We start from the raw sequence: 5,584 nt of genomic DNA on the forward strand, positions 1-5,584 counted from the left end.
ATAGAATTCGTTATGCGGGGGCTAGCCCCCACACCCCCAGCCTCACTCCCTCAACCGAAATAGGGGGGAAAGACCAAGTTCAAAGGCATTGCGAAATATGGTTAAAAGCTTTCTGACTGGAAGAAAGCTAAATATGGTATGTGTCAATGGTAAATCGCAACGGAATGGGTCAGCGGTTTTTGCTGATCCATGAAGTGAGAATTTAAGGAATTGACACATTCGCAAAAGTACCCTCTTGGCTTGTCGAAAAACCATTTTTTCGACCTGCCTACCGGCGAGGGAGCCCCCGAAGATTCGGGGGTTGGGGGCTTGATATGTGAAAGTTTTTGGGGTTGCCTTTTTTCAAAAAGGCAAGGTCTTAATCCCCCCATGTAAATGGGGGTTAGGGGGCATTTTTGCGACAGCAAAAACAAGCTTATTTGGGTACCAAATATAGAGCTTGCCAATCCTCACAATACAAGTTACAATGAGAGTGAATAGCGAGCATTTAATTTGTATGATATGCGATTGAAAAATGAGCATAGTGAGGTGGTTGTATGTCGGGAACGAGGAAAGAAAATCGGGCGAGTAGTCGGCAGATTAAATTTCGAGTGGACGACAGCGAATATGAAAGGTTACAGCAAATTGCTGATACGTTTCATATGAGCGTGCCAGCTTTTGCAAAAAAGCGGGCAATGGGCTATCGAATGAAGCCACCGAAAATTGATAAATCGGGGGCAATTGAGATAGCAAAGCAGTTGCGAGCAATTGGGAACAACGTGAATCAATTGACTAGGCGAGCAAATGCAAGCGCTGGGGCGATTGATAGCGAAGAATTACAAGCTATCAAAAAGGAGTTGCATGCAATATGGCAACAATTCAGCTAGGTACAACTCGTTCTGCTAGTCGATTATGCAACTATGCAGAAAAAAGGGCAGTTGTGAAAGATGGCTATAATCTTGATATTGATTATGCAAAGTCACAAATGAAGCAAACAAGGGAACTTTTTTCTAAAAATGATGGAATACAAGCACATCATGTTATCCAGTCATTCAAACCTAACGAGGTTACACCAGAGAAAGCGAATCAAGTAGGTTTAGAATTAGCTGAGAAATTAGCTAAAAACCATGAAGTAGCTGTTTACACACATGCAGATAAAGACCATATTCATAATCATATCGTGATAAATTCAGTTAACTTTGAAACTGGTAAAAAGTATCAAGCACATGGAAAGGAAGCAATTGAGCGTGCTAGATCATTGAGCGATGAAGTATGCAAAAATCATGATTTATCAATAGTTACAGAGCATAACGCTAGTGTTCGTCATACTTTGGCAGAACAACATTTACTAGAAAAAAATAAACCATCTTGGAAAGATGAATTGCGTGAAGCGATTGAATACTCTCGAAATAATTCAACAAACTTTGATAGCTTTAAAAAGCATTTAAATGACGTTTACGGGGTCGAAACGAAATTGAGGGGTAAAACACTTAGTTTTAAACATCCAGAACGAGAACGCTTTATACGGGCTAATAAATTGGGTGCTGACTATGAAAAGGAGGGGCTAGAAAATGTCTTTACAAGACAAGCTGAACGAGAACAGGAGCATGAGCGAACTGTTTCAAGAGACCAGGGAACTCAACGAACTAATGAAAAGTTATATCAGAGTTCACATGAACGAGGAAATGGCGAAAGAAGTCACGATTCACAATCAATTGAATCAAATCCAGTCGAAATCGGACGAAGTCATGAGGAACATGCAGTCAATCTTGAACGAGCAAGAGAAGATGTTGAAAGAAAACACCGAAGTTTTGCAAAAGATTTTGATAGATGGACACGAGGAAATTCAAAGGAACAACAACAGGACCATTCAAGCACTGGGGGAACTTCAAAAGACGAACAACGCTCAATTGGAAGAAATGAACGAGGAAATCAAGTCGAGCGTGAGGAACATGCAGAACAATCTAAACAGCGTCGTCAAAAAAGCAAGACAAGAGACGATGGACTTAGTCTCTAGTGCAAAGCATGGGGCATTGGTTACGAATATCATTGATGCTTTAAAATATGGTGTTGCTACAAGTGCAATTACTGTTCCAATTCTCTATTTGCTCCTTAGTTAATTAAAAAGACTGGCTTTATGCCAGTCCTTTCTGCTTTAGCTCTAGAGGGTTGTAAGCTATGTTATCCAATATTGTCAAGTCTGTATAGGACGAATAGATAAAGTGGATGTATTTTCGATTTTAGTGAAAGGCTCGTATGCAAGGACATGTCGACTTAATGGGACGTTCGTGGGAACATATCAATAGGTTTGCTTTATTCCCCTCTAGTCAGTTCTTTCTTTTCTTTCAATAATCTTTGAAATTCATCTTCTAACTCTTGCGAAGGTTCCAAGCTCAACCTACCCAGAACATCAGATATTTTAGTTTCAATTAATAAAAGTTGGTCATCATTGTTAGACTTTGTTTTATTCTCCAGCCACTCTTCATATGCTTCGTACGATCCATCGAATACTGTTATCTTACCATCTTTTATATCAATTATTTTTGTAGCTATATTTTTTACTAACATTCGGTCGTGAGTAACAAATAGAATCGTTCCATGATAACTTTTCATTAATGTTTCTAGCGCTTCTAAAGCTGCAATGTCTAAAAAGTTAGTCGGCTCATCTAAAACGAGCATATTCACCTCACTTAAAAATAGTTTAGCTAAAGCTAGCTTTACTTTTTCACCACCACTTAATATGCCTACCTTTTTATAGACATCTTCATCCCAAAAATGCATTCTTGCTAAAACTGTTCTTATTAATGTCTCATTTTGACTAGAGGTCGATTGTACATTTTCTATGATTGATTTCTCATCATTTAGGATGGTTAAGTGTTGAGAGAAGTAACCTATCTTTACTTTTTCTGGAATTGTCACTCCTTCATCTTGCTTCACTATTTTTTTAAGCAACGTTGTTTTACCTGAGCCATTTTTTCCAATGATAGCAACTTTATCTCCTCCATATAAATATAAGCTAAAGGGTTCCCAGAGCTTACGTTCTTCAATCTCTCCCTTAATATTTTCAGCACGTAATACAGATTGGTTTGTTAAGTTTTCTTCATTTAACATATCCATCTTAATTTCAGGCAGCTCTTTCACCTTGTCAACCTTATCCAATTGTTCCAGTCTTGTTTCTAAAGCTTTTGCCGAACTTCTCAGCTTTTTCTGTATGTTGGCGTAGTGGGTTTTAGCACCCACTATTCTCGCTTCAGATGAACTTAGATTCTTAGGTTTTTTTGTTGCTCGTTGAGCTCTTTCTTCTTTTTGACGTATTGCTCTTTCTAATTTTTGTTTCTCACGTTCATACTTTTCAAATTCAGTTTGTTTTTGTTTTTTAAGTATTTCTTTTTGCTTTGCATATTCATCATAATTTCCTTTAAATATTTTTAACGTATTTTTTTCAATTTCCCATATGTCAGTACATACATTATTTAAAAATGTCCGATCATGAGATACTACGACAGCTGCTCCTTGATAGTTTCTTATCTTTTTTTCTAGCCAAGCAATTCTTTCCGTATCTAAGTGTGTTGTCGGTTCATCTAAAAGCAGTAAGCCTGGATTCCCATTGAATGCGTTCTGTAAATATTGCTGTGTTATTTCGCCACCACTTTTCTCCAATCTTGATTCTTTAAATTGTGGCACTAATTTCACAGAGGTAAAAGGAGAGATATTACCTTCATCAGGTAATTCTTCACCTGTAATAATTTTTAATAGGCTTGTTTTTCCTGTTCCATTCCTACCTACTAAGCCTATACGTTGATTATCATGCACTTGTATTAAATCAATATCAAATAGCACTCTGTCATGTAATTGTTTTTTGATTGATGTTCCTTCAAATAATAGCATAATCCCATCTCCTTATTTTGAGGGGATATAAAAACCCCCTAATTCCATTCAGAATAGGAGGTCAGTAAAATTTGTAAGTATACACCTAAAAAAGCATTACAAAATTAGGGTAAACCACATTGCACAATACAATCCTATTCTGAAAATGATACATAAAACGCTCCACAAATAACCTAGCTTAAGTTATTGACTCACTATTTTATGTTGATTTTCTTTAATAAATAGGATTAATTGTTCATTGTGATATAGTAACACCCTTTCTCGTATCATTTAATCTAAATATAAGCTTTCTATATGTCTCTGTCAATATTTCTATGCTTTACTTAGATAAGAAATTAAATCTTATTCTGATCAAAGCGAAAATAACTAATCGGATGGGAGCTACAATTTAAGAGATTCCCGAGCCATCTTTCTGGAATGTTTTCTAAACTACTTGTAATGTTTTCTCTTAATTCATTTTCTCGCTTCTCGTACAGCAAACTTGCTTAACTATTATCACGAACATTTCTAGTCTAACATTGGCTACTAATAACGCTTAGACAAACATTTTTCACCTAAGTGTTCAATTTTTGTTACGATAAGCTGTGAATAGAGATAAGGTTCTTTATCTACCATCTCCAACCTGTATGTTATATTGATTTAACGTGATGTTAAATTTCTTCTAAAGTAACCTCTTTATGTCTTTGAATTTTTAATTTAGTTTGTTTATCTTGTTCGCTTTCAGAAAGAATAACATTCGCACTAAATTTACCATGCTTGAAATTACTTCCCCAACTGTTCCAAGCAATTTGTTTATTAACTGCATATACGTTTGATGTACCTGATTTATATACATCAATGTATTGCTTATCTTTAAGCAATTTAACGGCTCTTGTTACCGTTGAAGTACTTACTTCGAATTGTTCCTCTAAGACTTTATAAGAGCACATTACAGCGTTGTATGAATCCATATTATTTATTAAGAATTTAAAAATTCTATATGCTATTGGTGATTTTGCCATTAGCCAATCTTCTGCTTTATAAGCGTCTTTATTTAACTGTATCCACCTCTTGTAAGGACTGTTTTTATCTCTCTTGCGAATTTCCTTTTCGATTTCTTCTTCCTTCTCCATTTGGATCTTACGCTCTTCAAAACTCATAGAATTAGGTTTTAGAACTTCTCTTTCTGCTCCTACATGTATTTCAGCCATTATTACTTTCTCCCCTTTTTCGAATATGTAACACGCTGTGATACGTATATGTATCATTTTTGATACAACTTGTATCATTACTGACCATGGTGTGATTAGTATACTGCTCATTTATGGTTATTCTATCGTCATTAATGACCATTCTATGATATTGTTTGACTAAAGTCAAGTCTTATAGTGACTATCTAGTGCTCTAATACTAGTCACCCCATGACTAGTATAGTAATCACACCATGACTAGTAAAAAACGCTCTATCCATTGATATGACAACAACTAGCTTATATTCACTCTTATATCTTCTATAAGGCACTTTTCTACATGCAAGGGTCGGGTAGTATTTTTTAGGAAAACCACCTAAAAAATCTCCACGCCTTTACCCCTTGCATTCCGAAATTTTTCGGCTGTCTAGGCTTCGCCGAACGACCGATATACGAAATAGGGATATTGAGTATTCGCTCGTTCGCTTGTCCAGTGTAGCCGAAAAACCGTTAAGAGTGTCGGCGATAATGTGATTCTTTCGCTATGT

General features: G+C 36.1%; 4 protein-coding genes. 2 read left to right on the forward strand and 2 right to left on the reverse strand.

Features of this window, described 5'->3' with window-relative positions; all coding sequences use genetic code 11:
- The first annotated feature begins 536 nt into the window (after nucleotides 1–536).
- Complete coding sequence (locus tag KA894_RS14960) at nucleotides 537–866, forward strand: MobC family plasmid mobilization relaxosome protein (RefSeq protein WP_095257132.1); 330 nt, start codon at nucleotides 537–539, stop codon at nucleotides 864–866.
- Nucleotides 848–1,996 (forward strand): relaxase/mobilization nuclease domain-containing protein, encoded by a 1,149-nt coding sequence (locus tag KA894_RS14340; RefSeq protein ID WP_032495716.1) that lies wholly within the window; start codon nucleotides 848–850, stop codon nucleotides 1,994–1,996. Before KA894_RS14960 ends, KA894_RS14340 begins: the two co-directional genes overlap by 19 nt.
- Before the next feature lie 296 nt (nucleotides 1,997–2,292).
- On the opposite strand, the gene KA894_RS14345 is transcribed toward KA894_RS14340, so the two are convergent.
- Nucleotides 2,293–3,867, reverse strand: a complete 1,575-nt coding sequence (locus KA894_RS14345) for an ABC-F type ribosomal protection protein Vga(E) (RefSeq protein WP_032495718.1) — start codon at nucleotides 3,865–3,867, stop codon at nucleotides 2,293–2,295.
- Nucleotides 3,868–4,517: 650 nt separating this feature from the next.
- Nucleotides 4,518–5,168 carry a replication/maintenance protein RepL gene (locus KA894_RS14350; protein ID WP_015059961.1) on the reverse strand — a complete coding sequence of 217 codons (651 nt, stop codon included), beginning with the start codon at nucleotides 5,166–5,168 and terminating at the stop codon, nucleotides 4,518–4,520.
- Between the last annotated feature and the right edge of the window lie 416 nt (nucleotides 5,169–5,584).

Origin of the sequence: Staphylococcus sp. GDY8P131P (assembly GCF_017891975.1) — a bacterium.
GTDB classification, from domain to species: Bacteria; Bacillota; Bacilli; order Staphylococcales; family Staphylococcaceae; genus Staphylococcus; species Staphylococcus nepalensis.

What these genes read in the sequence shown, in the direction of transcription:
- KA894_RS14960 (WP_095257132.1), top strand. Translation starts at nt 537, where the DNA reads ATGTCGGGAACGAGGAAAGAAAATCGGGCGAGTAGTCGGCAGATTAAA.
- KA894_RS14340 (WP_032495716.1), top strand. Translation starts at nt 848, where the DNA reads ATGGCAACAATTCAGCTAGGTACAACTCGTTCTGCTAGTCGATTATGC.
- KA894_RS14345 (WP_032495718.1), bottom strand. Translation starts at nt 3,867, where the DNA reads ATGCTATTATTTGAAGGAACATCAATCAAAAAACAATTACATGACAGA.
- KA894_RS14350 (WP_015059961.1), bottom strand. Translation starts at nt 5,168, where the DNA reads ATGAGCAGTATACTAATCACACCATGGTCAGTAATGATACAAGTTGTA.